The sequence below is a fragment of the Flavobacterium sp. N3904 genome (assembly GCF_025947305.1).
Classification (GTDB): domain Bacteria; phylum Bacteroidota; class Bacteroidia; order Flavobacteriales; family Flavobacteriaceae; genus Flavobacterium.
Genome location: NZ_CP110009.1, coordinates 1,332,449 through 1,352,538 on the forward strand (window position 1 = coordinate 1,332,449; position 20,090 = coordinate 1,352,538).

Here is a 20,090-nt window from a genome sequence, read left to right on the forward strand (position 1 = left end):
TTCTAACCTCCTATTAAAACTGTTGGACATCCTAGTATTATTGTTCCTCCATGTGCTGTTGAATCACCCATTCTTGCAGCTGCTTTACCACCGATAGTAACCGTTGCAGAACCTTTTGAAATGGAATCTGGTGGGCCTGTACATACACAATTGTCCCCAACTACGGCTGCGGGCATACCGCCTATAAGCACAGTAGTGTTCCCCCCTGGTAAAATAGGACCGCCCACATGAGGCACCGGCCCTGGCTCTACTGACGGACAAATGTGCATGTCTGATACTCTTGCTGCTGCTGGCATATTAATTTATTTTTATTAGGCTACCTTTTAATTCCATATTTCCGGAAGCATTGACAGTGCAACCTATTCCATCTATTTTTACGTCTCCAGATGCTTTTACAATAAAGTCTTTGCTGCTTTCTATAGTAATTCCATCTTTGTTCATTGTTATTTTATTTTTGTTTTCATCCTCTAAGACAAATCCTTTTTCATCATCGCTTATGAGGAGTTTATTGCCTTTTTTGGTACTGAGTTCAATGGACTTTTTTTCGTCATCGAGAACCACTTTGGTTCCTTCTTTGGTGACAAACCCTTTTATATAATTTTCTTTTTTGATGGGAATCGGCATTGGTTTTGCACTGCTGTACAAACTTCCCAAAATAATAGGAGTGTCTGGATTATTACCCAAGCAACCCAATATGACTTCATCGTCTACACTTGGTATAAAATAACTTCCCATTTCCTTTGAGGCATTGAGAGTGGCAAGTCTGGCCCAAACGCCTTCTCCTTTTTCGGACAGTGTTGGGATACGAACTTTAATCCGGAATTCCTTATTGGGGTCTTCCTCGATTTGTACCACAACGCCTATTTGCAAACCACTTATAGCATTCGTCTGACCCATTTGTGCTTGTGGACTTGGCGTTTGTTTGCTTGCGTTTTCTGCAAATGAAGGCTCTCCTTCAAATCCTAAAATGTATTCAGTTTTCCAAATTCCATTTTCAATGGTGTGTTCGATGGCACTAATGATGATGGCTTTATCATCTATTTTTTCGTTTACCTTGTTGCATTTTATAAAATCACCCGTATGCGCTTCCAGATTGCCAAAAGTTTGCACTTTTCCATTAATGGTTTGCAGTTCGCTTTTTTTCAGAATCGCTTTCAGCATTCGTTTTACTGTCGCTTCACTAAATCTATTTTCATTGAGTTTTATTAATTTCTCAAAAGGATTTATGGCTTCTTGTGTTTCTTCGGTTTTTACTATTTTTTGCGTTGCTGGATCCCAATGCTCAATGATTGCTTTTTTTAATTTTTTGGTCTCATCTGATTTTCCGGTAAAAGAGAAAACATTAATACCGTTTTCGGCTAAATATTTTTCTGTTGGAGGCGGTTTTAATAAATCGACACCATTAAATTCACCATTTTTTATAGATACAAAAACTCCAACCGAATCCAAATAGCCTAATACAAAATCCCAAGGCAACGTGGCCGAGTTGTGTGTTATTTTTTCTTTTCCCCAATCTTTTCCAGACAATTCATCATTGAGTTTTAGTTTTTTGGTAAATAATTTTAGTTTGTCTTCAAAAGTTTGGTTGTTGGTTTCTGGTTCTGTACTGGGCAACGTCATATCAAAAGCAATGTCCTTACATTCAATTTTTATATTGATAAAGTTGCCGTCCTGCACTTTTTCTGTAGCTTTTATCACTCCTTTGAAAAGTGTTTTTTTTTCTTTTTTAATTGTAACATTAAAAGTGATTTCATCATTCTCCTTTAAGGCATCACTCGGAAAAGTTTCTTTTTTATCTATATCCTTATTTGAAGCAATAAATGTGAATTTTGCCGATGGAATTTTATTCAGCTCAAAATGAACGTGTGCTTCTTTGAGTAATGTATCCAATCCGTCATTTTTATCCTTCACCAGAATTTCCAGTTTCAATACTTCATCTTCATCGATATAGGGTTTTATAGGCATACTCGATTATTTTATTGGTGGAAAAATCAATTTTTGACCAAAACGGATATTTCTAAAACTCAATAACGAGTTAGATTGGGCTACATCTATATAATAGTTTGGATTTTCATATATGTTTTCAGCGATGAGAGTAAGCTTATCATTCATTTCAAATTCGCGTTCATGAGTCAAATCTGGAGAACTTTTCTTTTGCTCGGCAACCATAGTTTTGTACGAAACAGTTCCTTTGAAAGTACATTTGGCTTTGGCTCTAATGGGTCTTCCGTCTTTTCGAAACAAATAATATTCAATTTCCATGTTTTTTAAACGACATTGCAAGCTATAACCTCCCCACAAAAGTTGTAAATATGCCGTATGATGCGTTTTTCCATTGTAGCCTAACAACAGATTTTTAAAGGCTTCCAAATCTTCTTCTACCGATTTTACTTCGTCAAAAGGGTTGACTATGGCGGGTTTCAGCGCATCAAAAACATCACCTGCTTTGTCGAGAAATGACATCTTTCCTTTTCCATCTTTTATTTTCCCCGGAGGAACAACACCCGAACTGTCAAAAAGGAATTCAAAGGTTACTTCTTCTCCTTCTATTTTGTTGAATTTTAAATCATTGCCAGTAGCGCCCATAGGCTGACCTTCAGAAAAAACAACATTGTGTTTCATGGTGTATTTCTCTGGATTGAGTTGTACAAAAATGGTTTTCTTTGGGTCTTTGTCGTACTCATTGGTCTCAAAAACCTCAATTCTCATTTTGTCTATAATGCCTAAAGCCGCTTGTATCATCGTTCGGATTTTTCTTTTATTTTTTCTAAAACTTTAGTGGTGCATTCTCGAATAAGATCTGATTTTATAGATTCTAATTGCACTTTATCCAACGGAATTTGGGCTTGAAAAGAAGGTTTATCCTCTTCAATTTTTACTACAATGCGCAATTCTTTGATTTCTATTGGCATAATCTTCGATGTAAAATAAAACAGATGATTTTTAAAAACTCGGAATCGGAATTTCTTTAAAAAAATTGTATTTTAAAGCTATGGATTCGATGACAATTTTGTTTTCCTCGGCATTAAAATCCCCGTAATCTATCGATAATGGAATTGCATGAGATACATACCATGCTTTTACTGGGTTTCCATTTTCGTTCAATAAGGAAACCAACAGATTGGCCGGACTGAAATTGAAATTTTCGATAGCATTCAGGCACCACATCGAAACGCCTGACATATCCGAAGTGAGTCCTCTTTTGAGTACTAAATCCTGATATCCCGATCGAATGGGCAATTGATGGGTAAATCGGTTTTGTCCGCCTTCTTTTATCGATTCCATTTCAAGAGTTCCTTTTAAACCACCCACACTCTGAAATTTGGTATCGATACTAAACTGTGGCAACAGCTCAAAAATAACCGAGAAATGAAAGCCTACTATAGGGTTTGAACTCGCCATAACATTAAGCTACGTGTTCCATTGTAAATCCGTGATTCGCGATTTCAACCGTGTCTATTGCGGCTTCGTTGGCATCGGCTTTCATGTCAGAACATTTTAAAGAAACAATAAAGCAATCTTTTACCTTCCAGACCACAACTGGTGTGTGGTTTTCGTTTAAGAGTGAAATGGTAATGTTGCGTCTCTCGACTGTGTTCATCGCCACGGTATTGTACCACTGATAAAATTCATTGTCTCCGGCAAAAACACCTCTTTTTAGTGAAATATTGCTTAGTTTTTGCAGACCGGGCATTCTTTTCTTGAAAAATTCAGGACTAGAACCCACACGATGTTCTATAATATCCATTTCTTTATTTAAACCCGAAACCTCGGTGAAAGCTATTTTTGTACCACCCCATTCTACGCTAAAATGAAACTTTGGTATTGGAAAATCTGTATTAGGCATAACTTTATATTTTAAATGTTAATTGCTGAAAATTATTTTTTCGAATCATACTCTTTATTGGAGCTTACGATTTTTGTTGCATTTGTTTGAATTCAAGAATAATAAATTCTGCAGGTCTCGATGGGGCATATCCTATTTTTACAATCAATCGCCCTTCTAATATATCTTGGGCAGTCATTGTTTGGTTGATTCCCACGGCCACAAAAAATGCGTGCTCCGGTTTGGCTCCTGCCAATGCGCCATCATTCCAAATAGAAGTCAGATAATTTTCGATCATTCCTTTTACATTGACCCAAGTTTGAGAAACATTAGGTTCAAACACATAACGCATACAGGCTTTTTTTGCAGACTCTTCAATCATGTTGGCAAGGCGTCTCACATTGATATAACGCCAGTCGTTGCTATTTCCATCGAGTGTGCGTGCTCCCCAAACCAAAAATCCCTTGCCAGTAAATTTGCGAATGGCGTTGATGGATTTACCGGTTTCGTGAATGTTCATGGGTTCTTGATCAAAGTCGTTAATGTCTCTGGTTAATCCAACAATTCCATTGATGCTGACATTGGCAGGCGCTTTCCAAACACCTCTTGTGCCATCAGTTTGGGCATAAATTCCCGCGATGGCTCCACTTGGAGGAACGGTATTCATGCTTTGAGACAATTTGGAAACGATGCTTCCGTAAATTGGCATTTGTGCGATGAGGTTATTTTCCTGAACCAATTCATATTTGTAAACAGCATTTACGGCAGTGTCCAACGTATTTACGACTAGAGTGTGCAATTTGTTGAGTTCGGCTTGAATTTTTACAAAATCGGGTTCATTATGGGCTGGAACGGGACCAGCAACAGGAATTAAATTACTTAGTTTTCCATCATATTCGTTTGCAACAGATTCTGTAATTGCCGAAATAAGCCCCCAATTGCCATTAAAATCACCATCATTTATGGTTAACGCTAAAGCAGTAATGGGAGAAGCATCTGGTTTTGCTAGTTTCTCATAAGCTTTTCTAAAATCAATTAGTTTTTGGACTACAGGTTTTAAAGCTATTGAAATCAAATCGGAATTGGTATATGCAACTAATCCTGTGTTTGTTAAATCATTTGGCTTGGCAAATACTTTAATGAGATTCCAGCTTTTTGTTAAATTGGCATTTAACTTTGCTGCATTTACAGTTGGAGTCCAATCCAGTAATTTGTTGGCAGTAATTGCATTTGTACTACTTGTTTTTAGACCAGAAACATCAGTATGAAGACTTTCAAAGGAAGTAATATTTGCTTTGAGATTGGTGTCATTTGGAAAAAATTGTTTGAAACCACCAGATGGAGCCAATGCCGTATTGATGTCAGATAATCTAAAGGCTTGTGGAAAATTACACGTCAAATAAGGATAATAAGCCGCGCCATATTTTAAACTATTAGTTCCAATACCATCTCTAAAATCGGCATTGTCTGCGATAGAAGTTTTTGCTTTATCATACTTTACATCCATAATCACAAAACGATCCATTAGCTTTTGACACTGCATTAACGCTTGTTTTTGAACCTCACCAAGGTCTGTAAAGGCAAGATTCACGGCATCTGGAAACAGGAGCAAGGTAGGTTCATCGTATTTTTCAAGAGCCTGAACACCTGTGATGAATTTTGTTTTAGTAGTAGCATCAAATGCAGGAGCCTCTGCATACAAACCAATTGATTGAATGTAACATTCTCCTCCACCATTAGCATAAAAAAGTTGCATGCTATTGTAAAGTTTGAATTTACTTTCTGCAACCGTACAATTGTCAGTTGGGAGTGAATTAGCATCCAGATCAACAGTAATTCCCGTAGGTTGAGGAGCTCCTCCATAGAGTTGTTGAAATTCTAAAAAAGAGGATACCCTAGTGACAATATTGGGAGTAGGAGCATTTTCGGTAAAGCCTACAAACGCTGGAACGGCAGTCGCTACTTGGGCAACAGAAGGCGGGAAGGCATCAATTTCATTGATGTACACCCCAGGTGTTTTAATTGAGCTAATATTCATGACTATATATTTATTGGTTCTTAAATTGCTGAAATGTTACCTTTATTTTTAGTCTAGCAGGAAAGAAGTAGCTTCGATTTCTCCTGCTATATCACTTTTGTCATTCGTCCACAGTTGAACTTTTGCTTTGTCAATGATAGGATCCGTTGGTAGGTTGTTTTCATTTTGTACGCGTATCATGCGCATGGAGTATAATACAGAGGGCATGTATCTACTTCCTAAATAAGACCACATTTGGTTGAGTTGATCCGACTTTAAACTCACCAAGTCTAAAATGATTTTATTCATTGATTTGGCATTATTTTCGGTAACCTCAGTTTGTTCAAATAAATTGGTGTCATTATAATAAAACACATTATTGTTTTGCAGGCATTTGATGATGTATTCTAGTTTGTCTAGCCCTTCGGCGTATTTATTCTGATTTTTATTGTAAGAAGTAAATAATAGAGACAAAATCAAATTTTGTGCAGGTCTTTTATATTTCTCAATGGAGTTGCCATTTCCGGAATATTCTTTATATAGGCTTTGATTTTTTAATGTTTTATCTTCCTCAATATTTACAACAGAAAGAACTATTGAAGATTTTTCTTGTAAAAATTCATCGCCATCATTCAAAGTCGCAACATTTGTTAGCTCGATACTTACTACAACTCCATTATTTGACGCAGCAATTTCAGAAGTTATTTTCTTGGTAAGTTTGTCAAGTATCTTAGCTAAATTCATTCCTTTAAAATTTGTTAACATCCTGATTAAGAGGTTCAAACCTACAAATATTTTAAAATTTAAAAACACGTATAATTACCTGTTTTTAATTTTAAAATGCTGAATATTAATTTTTTAAGCCTTTTTTCAATTATTTTTTCAGCATTAAAGAAAACTTAAGACAACAAAAAACAGCTATCTGTAACTTTTACTTATCTCATTGTCTTTTTATTTTAAAATTTCTTACTTTCGCACCACGATTAAGAAAAGGATAAAATGAGCACAAAATTTACTGAATACAAAGGACTTGACTTGCCAACAGTGGCATCAGAAGTGCTGGATTTTTGGAAGGAAAAAAACATTTTCGAAAAAAGTGTAACCACCCGGGAAGGAAATACTCCTTACGTGTTTTTTGAAGGGCCGCCTTCGGCAAATGGATTGCCTGGAATTCATCACGTAATGGCGCGTGCGATTAAAGATATTTTTTGCAGATATAAAACCCAAAAAGGATTCCAAGTAAAGCGTAAAGCCGGTTGGGATACTCACGGATTGCCTGTAGAATTGGGTACTGAGAAAGAATTAGGGATCACCAAAGAAGATATTGGAAAGAAAATAACTGTAGAGGAGTATAACGAAGCGTGCAAAAAAACGGTAATGCGTTATACCGATGTATGGAATGACCTTACCGAAAAAATGGGGTATTGGGTTGATATGGAAGATCCTTACGTGACCTACAAATCCAAATACATGGAATCGGTTTGGTGGTTGTTGAAACAAATCTACAATAAGGATTTGATGTACAAAGGATATACCATTCAGCCGTATTCTCCAAAAGCGGGTACTGGTTTGAGTTCGCACGAAGTAAACCAACCGGGAAGTTACAGAGATGTAACGGATACCACGGTTGTGGCGCAGTTTAAAGTTTTAGAAGACCAAAAAGCTTTGGTTTTCAATACCTTTTATGATTACATCAGTTCCAATAATTTAAAGCACTATAAGTTAGAGAGACTAGACTTGGACGAAATTCATTTTCTAGCCTGGACAACTACACCTTGGACTTTGCCAAGTAACACGGCCTTGACCGTTGGTCCTCGAATAGAATATGTTTTGGTTAAAACATTCAATCAGTATACATTCCGTCCATCGAATGTGATTTTAGCTAAAAACCTTGTTGGCAAACAATTTGGGAAAGGATTTTTTGAAAGTACGGAGCCATCTGATTTTGAAAATTTCAAAGAAGGAGACAAAAAAATACCATTTCAAATCCTTGCAGAATGTAAAGGAGCTGACTTAGTAGGGATTCGGTACGAGCAATTGATGCAATACGCGTTGCCTTATCAAAATCCAGAAAATGCTTTTAGGGTAATTTCGGGAGATTTTGTTACAACTGAGGATGGAACCGGAATTGTGCACACTGCGCCAACTTTTGGAGCAGATGATGCCAAAGTAGCTAAAGAAGCTACACCTGAAGTGCCGCCAATGTTAGTATTGGACGAAAATGAAAATCCAGTTCCCTTAGTAAATTTGCAAGGGAAATTTACTTCACACATGGGAGATTTGGGTGGAAAATATGTAAAAAACGAATATTATACCGATGGTGATGCTCCGGAACGTTCTATAGATGTTGAGATTGCCATTCGATTAAAAGAAGAAAACAAAGCATTCAAAGTAGAGAAATACGTGCACAGTTACCCACATTGCTGGAGAACCGACACGCCAATTTTATATTATCCTTTGGATTCTTGGTTTATAAAAATCACCGAGGTTAGAGACCGTATGTTTGACCTGAACGAAACTATCAATTGGAAACCAAAAGCAACAGGAGAAGGACGTTTCGGGAATTGGTTGAAAAATGCCAACGACTGGAATTTATCCCGTTCTCGTTTCTGGGGAATTCCATTGCCAATTTGGAGAACCGAAGACGGAACAGAAGAAATCTTAATAGGTTCGGTGGAAGAATTATATGATGAAATCGAAAAAGCAGTTCATGCAGGAGTTCAAGGGGAGAATCCGTTTAAGGAATTTCAGATTGGAAACATGTCTGAAGAAAATTATGATTTGATTGATTTACATAAAAATGTAGTTGATGAAATTACATTGGTTTCTGCTTCTGGAAAAGCGATGAAGCGAGAGGCCGATTTGATCGACGTATGGTTTGATTCAGGAGCGATGCCTTATGCACAATGGCATTATCCTTTTGAAAACAAAGACAAAATAGACGCAAACAAAGATTTTCCAGCTGATTTTATTGCCGAAGGAGTAGATCAAACCAGAGGATGGTTTTATACTTTGCACGCCATTGGAACGTTAGTATTTGATAAAATAGCTTACAAAAATGTAGTTTCTAATGGTTTGGTGTTAGACAAAAACGGTCAAAAAATGTCAAAACGTTTGGGCAATGCAGCAGATCCTTTTGAAACTTTAAAAGAATACGGACCAGATGCCACACGTTGGTATATGATTTCGAATGCGAATCCTTGGGACAACTTAAAATTCGATTTAGAAGGAATTGCTGAGGTGCGTCGTAAGTTCTTTGGAACGTTGTATAACACTTATTCGTTCTTTAGTTTGTATGCCAATATAGACGGTTTCAAATATGCAGAAGCCGAAATACCGATAAAAGAAAGACCCGAAATTGATCAATGGATTATTTCAGAATTGAATACATTGATTGCAGATGTGGATGGTTTTTATGCCGATTATGAACCAACAAAAGCGGCTCGTGCCATATCAGAATTTGTTCAGGAAAATTTGAGTAACTGGTATGTTCGTTTGTGCCGTCGTCGCTTTTGGAAAGGAGAATATGCACAAGATAAAGTGGCTGCTTACCAAACGCTTTATACCTGTTTGCTAACCATAAGTAAGTTAGGAGCACCAATTGCACCTTTCTTTATGGATGCACTTTACAGAGATTTAACAAAAACTACGCAAACAGAAGATTTTGAATCAGTACATTTGGCCACTTTTCCAGTTTCAGTTGAAAAGTATGTTAATAAAATGTTAGAGAGCAAAATGCAGAAAGCGCAGACGATTTCGTCACTGGTTTTATCTCTTAGAAAAAAGGAGATGATCAAGGTACGTCAACCACTGCAAAAGATAATGATTCCAATACTTGACAAGAGTCAGAGAGTAGAAATTGAAGCGGTTTCAGATCTGATAAAAGCAGAAGTTAATGTAAAAGAAATCGTGCTTTTGGATGATGCATCTGGTATTTTGGTAAAACAAATTAAACCTAATTTTAAAGCCTTAGGACCACGCTTCGGAAAAGATATGGGATTGATTTCCAAAGAGATACAAAATTTATCTACAGAACAAATCTCACAATTTGACAAGGAAGGAGCGTTAACTATTGTTATTGCTGGAAATAGTGTAATTTTATCGCTAGAAGATGTAGAAATATCATCGCAAGATATAGAAGGATGGTTGGTTGCCCATTCAAACGGAATAACAGTTGCGTTGGATATTACAATTTCTCCCGAGTTGAGACAGGAAGGAATTGCAAGAGAATTGGTCAACAGAATTCAGAATATCCGTAAAGAAACAGGATTTGAGGTAACGGATAAAATTAAAGTACATTTGCAAAATAATGATACTTTGGAGACAGCAGTTAAGGCCAATGAAGACTATATTAAATCAGAAACATTGACGGAAGTGCTTGTTTTTGAGGAAATTATAGAAAATGGCACGGAAATTGAATTCGATGGAATAACAACAAAAATTATAATAACAAAAAATTAGTATTATGGTAGATGAAATTGCAAGATACTCTGACGCTGATTTGGCAGAGTTTAAGGAGATCATTCAGAACAAAATCGAAAAGGCTCAGGCTGATTTAGATTTGATAAAAAGTGCCTACATGAATGACCTTAACAATGGAACAGATGATACATCTCCCACATTTAAAGCATTTGAAGAAGGAAGCGAAATCATGTCTAAAGAAGCCAACTCCCAATTGGCCATTCGACAAGAAAAATTTATTCGTGATTTAAAAAACGCACTTTTCCGTGTTGAAAATAAAACCTACGGGGTTTGTAGAATTACAGGAAAATTAATCGGGAAAGAAAGATTAAAAATTGTTCCTCATGCTACAATGAGTATCGAAGCCAAAAACCTGCAACGATAAATTTTTTTTCGAAAAATAATTAACGCTCCTTTAGGAGCGTTTTTTTTGATTAAATTACTACTTTTACGCCATTAAATTCTCAAAAATGTCATTATTAAAAGCATATTTTCTTATCGTTATTATATTATTGGTGGATCAATTTTCTAAAATATATGTAAAAACAAATTTTATTTTAGGAGATGAAATCCATGTTTTCAATTGGTTTCAAATTCATTTTATCGAAAATGAAGGAATGGCTTGGGGAACCAAAATTCCTGGAGAATACGGAAAATTAATCCTAACTCTTTTCAGATTGGTTGCCGTGACCGGAATTGGTTATTGGTTATGGGATGCAGTTGAAAGAAAAAAAAGTTCCAATTATCTTATTGTAGCCATAGCATTGATACTTGCTGGTGCGGTTGGAAACATCATTGATTCTGTTTTTTACGGTGTGATTTTTGATGACAGTCACCAACAATTGGCCACAATATTTCCTGAAAAACCATATGGAACTTGGCTAAATGGTCAAGTAGTTGATATGTTCTATTTCCCTTTCATAAAAGATTATCCAATGCCAGAATGGGTTCCTTATTTTGGGGGACGTAATTTTACTTTTTTTAATGCTATTTTTAATGTTGCCGATATGGCTATTTCAACAGGAGTTGGGATTTTGATCGTCTTCAATAAAAAAGCATTTCATAAAAATTAAATTTACTTTTTTACAGAAATAGAAAGAGGTTGTGTAAAAAACGCAACCTCTTTTGTCTTTTATTTATTTTGTCCAGGAGCATAATTTTTGGCACTTTTATCTCCATTCATTTTTTTGGCTTGTCCCGGTGGCACCTGTTTTGTTTTAACGGTCTTTGTTGTTCCAGTGTGAACAACACAACTTGTTATTGAAACAGCAAACAGAAGCATTATAATTTGGACAGCGAATCTGGAAGTTTTAAATATTTTCATAGCTTAATAAATAGATTATAAGTGCGAAAATAGTAAATCTAAATTAAAACGGATAAACCCCATTCGGTGTTGCACAAAAATCCAGCAAAACATCATTTTCGAAAACGTCCAGAATTTGTTCTTCGGGTTCAAAGAAAGAAAGACCAATTTTAATGGTTTCGGGTTTGCATTGTGATAAGAATTTATCATAAAATCCTTTGCCATAACCCACTCGATGTCCCTTTTTGTCAAATGACAAAAGAGGTACAAAAACCACATCAAGTTTTGTGGCAGGAACTTCGAGACCATCAACAGGTTCGGGAATGTTGTATTCGTTTTTCTTAATTTTGGTATTGTCAGTCAAAAGGAAATGAGTCATTTCTCTAGTTGCAAAATTACTTTTTGAAATCACAATTTCCTTGTCTTTTCCAGACAGAAGGTGCAGAATAAATTCGGTATTGACTTCCTTTTGTTCTTCGATTGGCAAAAAAAGATGGAAGTAGGTTTTTTCCCAAATAGGCAGCTTCAGTACTTGATTGGCAATAGCCAAGCTCTTTTCCTCAATTTCAATTTCGGAAAGTTCGTTTCGTAATGCTTTATACTTAGCTCGTAATGCTTTTTTCAACATAAAGTGACTCTTTTAGATCGGTTATAAAAGTACTCAAATGATCTACTTCTACATGATCCATGATCACAATTTTATACCATAAATTATCACCATTGTGTTTTTGGGGAACCAAATCAAATTTTTTGACCAAGGATTCTTCGATAAATTGCGCCTGAATGGTCACAATATTCATAAACGGTTCTCTGAAATAAGCAACTTTCAATTCGTCCAATTGATCACAGAGCCATTGTGTTCTCATTTGTAAAATGCGTACTTTTTCGCACCATCCAAAAGGGCCATAGGTAAACAAAATCATCCAGACTGCCACAGCATTCGATCCAGAACGGCTTCCACAAAGCGTCAAATCCATGCCTTCTACATATTCTGCTTCTTTGGTCAATACGTTTTCAATTAGTCCTTTTCGACACAAAAAAACACCGGTACCATAAGGAGCCTGCAACATTTTGTGAGCATCTATGGTTATGGAACTGATTTTTGGATTTTCAAAATTAAGATCACATTCTTTGTTGCTAAACGGATAAATAAAACCTCCGTAAGCACCATCAACATGTATTTTGTACACTAAATTATGTTTTTCCAAAAGTTGGATATAGTCATTAGGGTCGTCTATGGCGCCAAACATAGTTGTTCCCATGTTGGATATCACGATGAAATATTTTTTTCCTTTCTCTTTGGCTTTGATGATACTATTTTCCAATTGAAAAGTGTCAATTTCTCTGGTTTTGAAATCAACCGGAATTTTCAACCAATCCAACATCAGTAAATTTGCGGCTTTTGGAATGGAATAATGCGTGTCTTCAGATGCAAGAATGGCAATTTCGGAAGGGTTTGCTCCCAATTTATAACCAAAATAATTGCGATACATCCAAATGGCCTGAATGTTGGCCTCAGTGCCTCCCGGCGAAATATATCCGTCATAGGATTTGGGCTCGGCTTTAAAAATATCTACAGCAAGAACATCCAGAACTTCGCGTTCCATTTCCTGAGTTCCCTTGAACGCTTTTTCGGAAGTGCCCAATGTGTGGCAGCCAATATGGTTGGGGTTGGCCACATAGGTTTTTAATGTGGGTGCATCTGCTAGGAAAGAGGCTTCCTCATTATAAACCCGGTTGTCCAGTTTAGAGGCAGGGTATCCTAACGAAGTGTCCAAAGAAAAATTTACATTTTCATTCAATGCTTTTTCGATGCGGGCTTGTCTTTCTTTTTGGGATAATTTTTTCCAATACAACATAATCTCTTATTTTACTCAAAAATAAGGGTATTGAAGGATAGAAAATATGATAATTGTTAGGTTTTAATTTTCGACGAATTGAAACGCATTATAAAATTAATTCTTCTATATCTTCGGCAGTATTTGAAAGATGATAAATCGCATCTCCCTGATAAACAATAGGAGAGTGGTTGGCATTGATGACATATCCATCGTTTGGAGCTTTTATTTTTCGTTCAAATTTCCCGAATGGATCGGTAATCATGCCTAACACGGTTCCTTTTTTTACAAATTGACCCACCAAATTATTATCGTTTAATAAACCTGAACATTTGGCTCGCAACCAACCCGATTTTTCGATATAAATCGTTGTTTTTTTACAAATTGGAACTTCGTGTTTCGAGTCTAACATGTCTAAATAGTGTAGCAGCCGTTTGACACCATTTATGCCTTCCTGTGCCACCTGATGATTGATGTCTAACGATTTTCCGCCTTCAAATAACAACATTTTTACATTTAGTTTTTCACTTGAATTTCTAAAGGACCCCACAATATTTTTTGAGAAGAGTGTAAAAGGAGCGTTAAAAGCATCGGCTAGTATTTTTACCTCGGGATTATTTGGTGTCAGCCTGATTTGCGGTGCATTAAATCGGCTAGCTCCACCTGCATGAAAATCAACCGCATAATCGACTAGAGGCATTATTTCGGTGATAATATTGTAGGCAAAACGACTGGCCAATGACCCTTTTTTGCTTCCGGGAAATACCCGATTCAAATCTCTTCCGTCCGGAAAATCTCTTGATCTGTTGATAAATCCGTAAATATTGATGACCGGTACACAAATAATGGTTCCTTTTTTGGGTTTGTTTATTTTTTTTGTAATGAGTTGTCTTACGATTTCGATACCATTAAACTCATCTCCATGAATTCCTCCCGAAAAGAGGACTACCGGTCCTTCAATTTTTGAACGGCGTACAATAATTGGTATAGTGAGTTTGGTAGTGCTATGTAATCGGGCAATTTCCAGTTGAATGGTTTTACTTTCTCCTGGCAAAACGCTTTCGCCAAAAATCACTAATGGGTTTGAGTTTTTCATGTTTTAAAATAAAATCTAAATATAGAAATTATTTATTTGGCAATAAAGAATTGATTTTGGTTTGCGTTGATGTTATTTGTAAATTTGGAAAAATGAGTTTTATGGATTTTTTTTCGATAACTCCATAAGTATGAGAATCTTTTAAAAAAATGACCAACCCAACTTTAGCTCTTCAAATACAAACCCTACCCGACGGTCCTGGCGTATACCAATATTACGACAAGGAAGGAAAGATTTTGTATGTAGGAAAAGCCAAGAATCTTAAAAAAAGAGTTTCTTCTTATTTTAATAAAATCCATGATACTGCCAAAACCAATGTACTGGTCAAGAAAATTGTAACCATAAAACACATTGTTGTTCCCACAGAAACCGATGCACTTTTATTGGAAAACAATCTCATAAAAACACTTATGCCGCGGTACAATGTTTTGTTGCGGGATGATAAAAGTTACCCATGGATTTGCATTAAAAAAGAACCTTTTTCACGAATATTTCCCACCCGAAGAATGGTTAAGGATGGTTCGGAATATTTTGGGCCGTACACGAGTTTTAAGACTGTGAACACTATTTTGGAATTGATAAAAGAGTTGTATCCACTGCGAACTTGTAATTATGATTTAACTAAAAGTAACATTGATAGCGGGAAATTCAAAGTGTGTCTGGAATATCATATCGGCAATTGCAAAGGCCCTTGTGAAGGTTTGGAATCCTTAGAAAATTACCAAAAACAAGTTGATGCCATTCGGGAAATTCTAAAAGGAAATTTCAAGGAAAGCATGAAAGATTTTAAACGTCTAATGACTAGTTTGGCTCAAGACATGCATTTTGAAGAAGCTCAAAAAATAAAAGAAAAAATTGAAGTGCTGGAGAATTACCAATCGCGTTCTACGATTGTAAATCCGAAGATCACCAATATTGATGTTTTCTCTATTGTTTCGGATGAAAGTGCAGCGTTTGTCAATTTTTTGCAAATATCACACGGTTCCATCATTCGGTCGCACACCATGGAAATCAAGAAGAAGCTCGAAGAAACCGACGAGGAATTATTGGAATTGGCTATAATAGAATTGCGGGAGCGTTTTCAGTTATTGTCTAAGGAAGTGATTGTCCCGTTTGAAGTCGATTTGGGCGAACAGATAAAAATAACGGTGCCACAACTAGGTGACAAAAAACAAATACTGGACTTATCAATTCGCAATGCTAAGTTTTACAGAATAGAACAACTCAAACAATTGCAAATTGTAGACCCAGACCGTCACACTAATAGAATAATGGCACAAATGAAAAGCGATTTGCGTTTGCCGGTAGAGCCCAGACATATAGAATGTTTTGATAATTCTAACATTCAGGGAACCAACCCTGTTGCTGCGTGCGTTGTGTTTAAAGACGGAAAACCAAGCAAAAAAGATTACAGGCATTTTAATATAAAAACAGTGGTTGGTCCGGACGATTTTGCCTCAATGGAAGAAATAGTCTATCGCCGTTACAAGAGATTACTGGACGAAAACGAACCACTACCCAATTTAATTATTATTGATGGGGGTAAAGGACAATTGTCATCGGCATTAAAAAGCATTGATGCTCTAGAACTAAGAGGTAAAATAGCCATTATTGGCATTGCCAAAAGACTGGAAGAATTGTTCTATCCTGGAGATTCTATTCCTTTATATCTTGATAAAAAATCGGAAACCTTAAAGGTCATTCAACAGTTAAGGAATGAGGCACATCGTTTTGGAATCACTTTCCACAGGGACAAAAGAAGTAAAGCAGCACTAAATTCTTCTATAGAAAGTATCCCTGGAATAGGAGAGAAAACGATGCTAACTTTAATTCAACATTTCAAAAGTGTTAAAAGATTAAAGTTGGCTACAGAAAAAGAAATTTCGGACGTTATAGGTATATCAAAAGCCAAAAAAATTACCGACTTTTACAAAACATTAGAGTAACTTTTTCTAAAACGATTTAGAAAATAGAAAGCAAAATAATAGGCAGTTTATGTATAGAATAACACTTTTTATGTTTTTGTTTTTTTCTTGTTTGAATGTATTTTCTCAAGAAACACCAAAAAAAGCCAAAATAGGCCTTGTGCTAAGTGGCGGAGGTGCCAAAGGGTTTGCCCATATTGGGGTTTTAAAAGTACTGGAAGAGGCTGGTATAAAGATAGATTACATAGGAGGAACAAGTATGGGTGCTGTTATTGGTGGTCTTTACGCTATGGGATACAATGCCAAACAAATAGATTCTATTATTGGAATAACTAATTTCAGTAATGTTATTAATGATTTTATTCCCAGATCTTCCAAGAATTTTTATGAAAAGCGAAACGATGAATTGTATGCTTTGATCCTTCCGTTCAATAAATTTAAAATTGGGACACCCGAGGCTTTGTCCAAAGGAATGTATAATTTTAATTTATTAAGCAGGTTGACATTGCCCGTACGACATGTTCGGGATTTCAAAGAGTTGCCCATTCCTTTTTTGTGCATGGGAACCAATATTGCACTCGGCGAACAGGTAGTTTTTGACAAAGGAATTTTGGCTCAGGCTATTGCAGGAAGTTCTTCATTGCCGTCTGTATTTTCTCCCGTAGTTATAGATGGAAACCTAATTGTAGATGGAGGAGTAGTCAATAATTATCCTATAGAAGAAGTTCGTAAATTGGGAGCTGATATTATTATAGGAGTTGATGTTCAAAATGGCTTGTTGAATAAAGATGAGTTGAGGAGTGCTTCCAGGATTTTCTTTCAGATTACCAATTTGCAGATGATTGAGAGAATGAAGGTAAATGCCAATTTAACCGAAATTTATATTAAACCAGATGTGAAAGATTATGGAGTGGTTTCTTTTGATAAAGCAACAGAAATTATAAAAAAAGGAGAAGATGCCACTTTTTCTGTCTATGAAAAAATTAATCTGTTGGTTGATAAATCAAATCCTTACCACAAACCAAAATTAAAAGTAGAAACCGATAGTTTGACTATTGTAGATATTAAAGTCAATGAATTGAAAAATTATTCAAGGGATTTTATTATTGGAAAATTAAATTTTAAACCAGGAACCAAAATAAGTTTTAAAGACATAGAAACGGGAATTAATAACCTGAATGCCACTCAAAATTTTAGTGCCGTAAGTTATTATTTTGATAAAAACGGCGCATATGATGATTTGGTGCTTAACTTGACGGAAAGTTCTGTGAAGACAAATCTAAAATTCGGATTGCATTATGACGGCTTGTACAAGAGTGCTGTTTTGGTTAATTTAACCAATAAAAAAACGTTTATTAAGAATGATTTTCTATCCTTGGATTTAGCTTTAGGAGACAATGTAAGGTATAATTTTGATTATTATATTGATAATGGATTTCAGTTGAGTTATGGTTTTAGGTCGCAATTGAATCAATTCAACAAAAATATTCCAAAGGAAGTTTTTACTTTCAGTAGCCAAGATGTAAATTCTATAAACATTGATTATTCCGATTTGTCGAATCAAGTTTATATCCAATCGATATTTGCCCAAAAATTTCTTATCGGAGTTGGAGCAGAATTCGAATACCTAAATATTTCTTCTGAAACATTGGATTTAAATTCTACAATTACCAATAGTACTTATTCTAGCGTTTTTGGGTATATAAAATACGATTCGTACGACAATAAATATTTTCCAAAAAGCGGGTGGTTTTTTTCTGGAAATCCACAATTTTATATGTTTTCTGGAGGGACCAAAGATTTCGAACCGTTTTCTATGTTAAGTGCTGAGGTGGGTATTGCAAAAACAATTTTCAATAAAACAACCATTAAACTTCAGGCCGAAGCTGGAACTTCAATTGGGAATAAAAGCATCCCTTATTTTGATTTTGTTTTAGGCGGTTATGGTTTTTACACAACCAACAATTTCAAATATTTTTATGGCTATAATTTTCTAAGTCTTGCGGCAAATAGTTATTTGGAATCAGGAATTACTTTAGACTACGAAATTTTCAAAAAAAACCACATCAATTTTTCGGCAAATTATGCCAATCTAGAAGACAATCTCTATGATTCCTTAAACTGGATAGCATTGCCAAAATACTCAGGATATGCTTTTGGATACGGACTAGAAACAATAATTGGTCCAGTAGAAGTCAAATATTCCTGGTCTCCCGAAACTTCAGACTCTTACCTTTGGTTTACTATTGGTTTTTTATTCTAAGTTGTATTTTTTTAAATAAAAATTACGACATTTGTAATAATGAAAACAAATTGGACAGGTTTATTAGAGTATCTTCAATTCTTAATCAAGAGAAATCCTGAGTGAGTATATTTTTTTTGATTTAATTAAAAAAAGTTGCGTTTTGTAAAAAATGATGACTTTAGACTTTTAACTTTAAAACAAAAAAACATGCCAATATATCATAAACTAGGAAACATTCCTCCTAAAAGACATACCCAATTCGCAAATCCAGAAGGAGGTTTATACTACGAACAACTTTTTGGAACGGAGGGTTTTCATGGGCATTCTTCCTTGTCGTATCACATTCACAGACCAACACAAGTCAAAGAAATACTTAAATCCTATTCTGTCGAACCCAAAATAGCGATCGGAAAAAACATAAAATCATTGTTGTTAAAAGGTTTTGAATTGAAACCTGAAGATGATTTTTTGGACAGTCGTAAAGCAATGTTGGTCAATAGAGACTGCATCATAGGGTTGGCAGCACCCAGAAAATCATTAACCACTTATTTTTATAAAAATGCCGATGCAGATGAGATGATTTTCATTCATAAAGGCAAAGGAAAACTGCGTACCATGTTGGGGAATATCCCCTTCGAATATGGTGATTATTTGATTATTCCACGTGGTATTATTTATCAAATCGAGTTTGAAACCGAAGAAAATCGCTTGTTTTATGTAGAGTCTTATGCTCCTTTTTATACTCCAAAAAGATATAAAAACGACTCAGGACAACACTTGGAACATTCACCATTTTGCGAACGTGATTTTATCCTTCCAAATGAATTGGAATCGCACGATGAAAAAGGAGATTTTGTCATCAAAATGAAAAAAGAAGGCATGATGCATGAAGTGGTTTACGCTACGCATCCTTTTGATATTGTGGGTTGGGATGGTTACAATTTCCCGTACGGCTTCAGTATTCACAATTTTGAACCTATTACAGGTCGTGTGCATTTGCCACCGCCTATTCACCAAACCTTCGAAACCAGCACTTTTGTAGTGTGTTCTTTCGTTCCAAGATTGTACGATTACCATCCAAAAGCGATTCCGGCACCTTACAATCACAGCAATATCGACAGCGACGAAGTGCTGTATTATGTAGATGGCGATTTCATGAGTCGTAATAATATTGAGCAAGGACATATTACTTTGCACCCAAAAGGAATTCCACACGGTCCCGCCCCAGGCGCTATGGAACGCAGTATCGGACACAAAGAAACGCTGGAATTGGCTGTAATGGTCGACACCTTCCGACCGCTTATGGTAACAGAGGAAGCTATGGGAATAGATGATGGACAGTATTATAAATCTTGGGTAGACTAATTAGGAGCTTTTTC

Annotated in this window: 18 protein-coding genes; 6 read left to right on the forward strand and 12 right to left on the reverse strand. The window is 35.8% G+C overall.

Translation table 11 applies throughout. The features are described from left to right. Nucleotides 1-2: 2 nt before the first annotated feature. The 8 genes from OLM57_RS05420 to OLM57_RS05455 form a co-directional block, all read right to left on the reverse strand. Nucleotides 3-296, reverse strand: a complete 294-nt coding sequence (locus OLM57_RS05420) for a PAAR domain-containing protein (protein WP_264566221.1) — start codon at nt 294-296, stop codon at nt 3-5. A gap of 1 nt (nt 297) precedes the next feature. Further along, the gene (locus OLM57_RS05425) at nt 298-1,965 is read right to left on the reverse strand and encodes a phage baseplate assembly protein V (protein WP_264566222.1); all 1,668 of its coding nucleotides are present in this window, start codon (nt 1,963-1,965) and stop codon (nt 298-300) included. Nucleotides 1,966-1,971: 6 nt separating this feature from the next. Then, entirely contained in the window at nt 1,972-2,742 is a 771-nt protein-coding gene (locus OLM57_RS05430) for a hypothetical protein (protein ID WP_264566223.1), read from the reverse strand. Next, entirely contained in the window at nt 2,739-2,912 is a 174-nt protein-coding gene (locus tag OLM57_RS05435; protein ID WP_264566224.1) for a DUF5908 family protein, read from the reverse strand. The genes OLM57_RS05430 and OLM57_RS05435 overlap by 4 nt, the downstream gene beginning before the upstream one ends. Before the next feature lie 31 nt (nt 2,913-2,943). Continuing rightward, nucleotides 2,944-3,402 (reverse strand): phage tail protein, encoded by a 459-nt coding sequence (locus OLM57_RS05440; protein ID WP_264566225.1) that lies wholly within the window; start codon nt 3,400-3,402, stop codon nt 2,944-2,946. A 4-nt stretch (nt 3,403-3,406) separates the two neighbouring features. Then, the gene (locus OLM57_RS05445) at nt 3,407-3,847 is read right to left on the reverse strand and encodes a phage tail protein (RefSeq protein WP_264566226.1); all 441 of its coding nucleotides are present in this window, start codon (nt 3,845-3,847) and stop codon (nt 3,407-3,409) included. A 64-nt stretch (nt 3,848-3,911) separates the two neighbouring features. Next, a complete protein-coding gene (locus OLM57_RS05450; protein ID WP_264566227.1) occupies nt 3,912-5,864 on the reverse strand; it encodes a phage tail sheath C-terminal domain-containing protein in 1,953 nt (650 codons plus the stop codon). Nucleotides 5,865-5,912: 48 nt separating this feature from the next. After that, the gene (locus OLM57_RS05455; RefSeq protein ID WP_264566228.1) at nt 5,913-6,587 is read right to left on the reverse strand and encodes a DUF4255 domain-containing protein; all 675 of its coding nucleotides are present in this window, start codon (nt 6,585-6,587) and stop codon (nt 5,913-5,915) included. A gap of 255 nt (nt 6,588-6,842) precedes the next feature. On the opposite strand from OLM57_RS05455, the gene ileS reads away from it, so the two are divergent. The 3 genes from ileS to OLM57_RS05470 all read left to right on the forward strand — a co-directional run bounded on the left by ileS (nt 6,843) and on the right by OLM57_RS05470 (nt 11,377). Continuing rightward, the gene (gene ileS, locus OLM57_RS05460; protein ID WP_264566229.1) at nt 6,843-10,304 is read left to right on the forward strand and encodes an isoleucine--tRNA ligase; all 3,462 of its coding nucleotides are present in this window, start codon (nt 6,843-6,845) and stop codon (nt 10,302-10,304) included. A gap of 4 nt (nt 10,305-10,308) precedes the next feature. Next, on the forward strand, nt 10,309-10,689 hold the full coding sequence (locus OLM57_RS05465; RefSeq protein WP_264566230.1) for a TraR/DksA family transcriptional regulator: 381 nt from the start codon (nt 10,309-10,311) through the stop codon (nt 10,687-10,689). Between the two features lie 85 nt (nt 10,690-10,774). Further along, nucleotides 10,775-11,377, forward strand: a complete 603-nt coding sequence (locus OLM57_RS05470) for a lipoprotein signal peptidase (RefSeq protein WP_264566231.1) — start codon at nt 10,775-10,777, stop codon at nt 11,375-11,377. Nucleotides 11,378-11,436: 59 nt separating this feature from the next. On the opposite strand, the gene OLM57_RS05475 is transcribed toward OLM57_RS05470, so the two are convergent. The 4 genes from OLM57_RS05475 to OLM57_RS05490 all read right to left on the reverse strand — a co-directional run bounded on the left by OLM57_RS05475 (nt 11,437) and on the right by OLM57_RS05490 (nt 14,541). Continuing rightward, the gene (locus OLM57_RS05475; protein WP_264566232.1) at nt 11,437-11,628 is read right to left on the reverse strand and encodes a hypothetical protein; all 192 of its coding nucleotides are present in this window, start codon (nt 11,626-11,628) and stop codon (nt 11,437-11,439) included. A gap of 43 nt (nt 11,629-11,671) precedes the next feature. Next, on the reverse strand, nt 11,672-12,235 hold the full coding sequence (locus OLM57_RS05480) for a 5-formyltetrahydrofolate cyclo-ligase (RefSeq protein ID WP_264566233.1): 564 nt from the start codon (nt 12,233-12,235) through the stop codon (nt 11,672-11,674). Beyond that, nucleotides 12,210-13,466, reverse strand: coding sequence for a pyridoxal phosphate-dependent decarboxylase family protein (locus tag OLM57_RS05485; RefSeq protein ID WP_264566234.1), 1,257 nt, complete (start codon nt 13,464-13,466; stop codon nt 12,210-12,212). Before OLM57_RS05485 ends, OLM57_RS05480 begins: the two co-directional genes overlap by 26 nt. Nucleotides 13,467-13,554: 88 nt before the next feature. Next, nucleotides 13,555-14,541, reverse strand: coding sequence for a succinylglutamate desuccinylase/aspartoacylase family protein (locus OLM57_RS05490; protein ID WP_264566235.1), 987 nt, complete (start codon nt 14,539-14,541; stop codon nt 13,555-13,557). A gap of 149 nt (nt 14,542-14,690) precedes the next feature. Between OLM57_RS05490 and uvrC the strand changes: the two genes are divergently transcribed. The 3 genes from uvrC to OLM57_RS05505 all read left to right on the forward strand — a co-directional run bounded on the left by uvrC (nt 14,691) and on the right by OLM57_RS05505 (nt 20,076). Then, the gene (gene uvrC, locus OLM57_RS05495) at nt 14,691-16,487 is read left to right on the forward strand and encodes an excinuclease ABC subunit UvrC (RefSeq protein ID WP_264566236.1); all 1,797 of its coding nucleotides are present in this window, start codon (nt 14,691-14,693) and stop codon (nt 16,485-16,487) included. A gap of 49 nt (nt 16,488-16,536) precedes the next feature. Next, nucleotides 16,537-18,729, forward strand: a complete 2,193-nt coding sequence (locus tag OLM57_RS05500) for a patatin-like phospholipase family protein (RefSeq protein WP_264566237.1) — start codon at nt 16,537-16,539, stop codon at nt 18,727-18,729. 189 nt (nt 18,730-18,918) lie between these two features. After that, nucleotides 18,919-20,076, forward strand: a complete 1,158-nt coding sequence (locus OLM57_RS05505; RefSeq protein ID WP_264566238.1) for a homogentisate 1,2-dioxygenase — start codon at nt 18,919-18,921, stop codon at nt 20,074-20,076. Nucleotides 20,077-20,090 lie beyond the last annotated feature (14 nt).

Bases quoted from the DNA above. Each gene is read 5' to 3' on its own strand.
- OLM57_RS05475 (WP_264566232.1), bottom strand. From the start codon at position 11,628: ATGAAAATATTTAAAACTTCCAGATTCGCTGTCCAAATTATAATGCTT.
- OLM57_RS05435 (WP_264566224.1), bottom strand. From the start codon at position 2,912: ATGCCAATAGAAATCAAAGAATTGCGCATTGTAGTAAAAATTGAAGAG.
- OLM57_RS05465 (WP_264566230.1), top strand. From the start codon at position 10,309: ATGGTAGATGAAATTGCAAGATACTCTGACGCTGATTTGGCAGAGTTT.
- OLM57_RS05430 (WP_264566223.1), bottom strand. From the start codon at position 2,742: ATGATACAAGCGGCTTTAGGCATTATAGACAAAATGAGAATTGAGGTT.
- OLM57_RS05455 (WP_264566228.1), bottom strand. From the start codon at position 6,587: ATGAATTTAGCTAAGATACTTGACAAACTTACCAAGAAAATAACTTCT.
- OLM57_RS05500 (WP_264566237.1), top strand. From the start codon at position 16,537: ATGTATAGAATAACACTTTTTATGTTTTTGTTTTTTTCTTGTTTGAAT.
- OLM57_RS05445 (WP_264566226.1), bottom strand. From the start codon at position 3,847: ATGCCTAATACAGATTTTCCAATACCAAAGTTTCATTTTAGCGTAGAA.
- ileS (WP_264566229.1), top strand. From the start codon at position 6,843: ATGAGCACAAAATTTACTGAATACAAAGGACTTGACTTGCCAACAGTG.
- OLM57_RS05420 (WP_264566221.1), bottom strand. From the start codon at position 296: ATGCCAGCAGCAGCAAGAGTATCAGACATGCACATTTGTCCGTCAGTA.
- OLM57_RS05425 (WP_264566222.1), bottom strand. From the start codon at position 1,965: ATGCCTATAAAACCCTATATCGATGAAGATGAAGTATTGAAACTGGAA.
- OLM57_RS05490 (WP_264566235.1), bottom strand. From the start codon at position 14,541: ATGAAAAACTCAAACCCATTAGTGATTTTTGGCGAAAGCGTTTTGCCA.
- OLM57_RS05485 (WP_264566234.1), bottom strand. From the start codon at position 13,466: ATGTTGTATTGGAAAAAATTATCCCAAAAAGAAAGACAAGCCCGCATC.
- OLM57_RS05450 (WP_264566227.1), bottom strand. From the start codon at position 5,864: ATGAATATTAGCTCAATTAAAACACCTGGGGTGTACATCAATGAAATT.
- OLM57_RS05440 (WP_264566225.1), bottom strand. From the start codon at position 3,402: ATGGCGAGTTCAAACCCTATAGTAGGCTTTCATTTCTCGGTTATTTTT.
- uvrC (WP_264566236.1), top strand. From the start codon at position 14,691: ATGACCAACCCAACTTTAGCTCTTCAAATACAAACCCTACCCGACGGT.
- OLM57_RS05480 (WP_264566233.1), bottom strand. From the start codon at position 12,235: ATGTTGAAAAAAGCATTACGAGCTAAGTATAAAGCATTACGAAACGAA.
- OLM57_RS05470 (WP_264566231.1), top strand. From the start codon at position 10,775: ATGTCATTATTAAAAGCATATTTTCTTATCGTTATTATATTATTGGTG.
- OLM57_RS05505 (WP_264566238.1), top strand. From the start codon at position 18,919: ATGCCAATATATCATAAACTAGGAAACATTCCTCCTAAAAGACATACC.